The organism is Aeromonas sp. QDB18 (assembly GCF_027705325.1).
Lineage (GTDB): Bacteria > Pseudomonadota > Gammaproteobacteria > Enterobacterales > Aeromonadaceae > Aeromonas > Aeromonas caviae.
The window spans coordinates 1-801 of the sequence record NZ_JAPDBQ010000338.1 but is presented as its reverse complement, the minus strand read 5'-3'; the positions used below and the strand labels follow the sequence as shown (position 1 = coordinate 801).

The window sequence follows — 801 nt, the reverse complement described above, 5'->3', positions numbered from 1 at the left end:
AGGTACCGTAACCACCCCAGATGGTCCAGCCGTGTACATGGTTCAAACACGCCAGGCATTCGAGCGAACACGCAGTGTTGCCTAACCCTTCCATCGAGGGGGACGTCCAAGGGCTGGCGCCCTTGGCCGCCCCTCATGTCAAACGTTGGGCGTCTTTTCAGTAGTGGTACTTGAGTTGAACGATCCAAAGGGCATCATCCGCCACTTTGTAAACCATTCGGTGCTCATCCGTAATTCGACGAGACCAATAACCGGCCAAAGCATGTTTTAATGGCTCTGGCTTGCCCACTCCAGAGAAAGGCTCTCGGGTGGTTTCTTTAATTAGCTTGTTAATTCGATCAACCATGCGGCGGTCTTGTTTTTGCCAGAACAGATAATCTTCCCATGCATCATCGGAAAAAATTAATCTCATTCGGCCAACTCCCGCGCCTGTCCTCGGCCCGCTTCAAGTTGCTCGATCGACTTGAAAAGCCGCTTGGCGTTGGCGGGGCTGCGCAGCAGATACGCAGTTTCTTCCAGCGCCTGGAAATCTTCCAGCGAGAGAATCACAACCGATTGGTCGCCGTTACGTGTGATGATCACCGGCTCATGATCGTTGCAAACACGATCCATGGTTCCAGCCAGGTTGGCGCGGGCGTGTGTGTAAGTGATAGCGTCCATAACATCCTCCGTACATGTACAGAAAATTGTACAACAAGAGCAACTCGAAGGCGAGGCAAAAAAACGCCCAACCCTTCAATCAAGTCGGGACGGCCAAAAGCAAGCTTTTGGCTCCCCTCGCTGGCGCTCGGCGCCCCTTAT

The 801-nt window shown here is 53.2% G+C and carries 2 protein-coding genes; both read right to left on the bottom strand.

All coding sequences use genetic code 11. The features are described from left to right. Positions 1-157 precede the first annotated feature (157 nt). Entirely contained in the window at positions 158-412 is a 255-nt protein-coding gene (locus tag OKC30_RS21240) for a Txe/YoeB family addiction module toxin (RefSeq protein ID WP_032492620.1), read from the bottom strand. Next, the gene (locus OKC30_RS21235) at positions 409-660 is read right to left on the bottom strand and encodes a type II toxin-antitoxin system Phd/YefM family antitoxin (protein ID WP_032492621.1); all 252 of its coding nucleotides are present in this window, start codon (positions 658-660) and stop codon (positions 409-411) included. Before OKC30_RS21235 ends, OKC30_RS21240 begins: the two co-directional genes overlap by 4 nt. Positions 661-801 lie beyond the last annotated feature (141 nt).

Coding starts and splice junctions, on each gene's coding strand:
- OKC30_RS21240 (WP_032492620.1), bottom strand. CDS start 412: ATGAGATTAATTTTTTCCGATGATGCATGGGAAGATTATCTGTTCTGG.
- OKC30_RS21235 (WP_032492621.1), bottom strand. CDS start 660: ATGGACGCTATCACTTACACACACGCCCGCGCCAACCTGGCTGGAACC.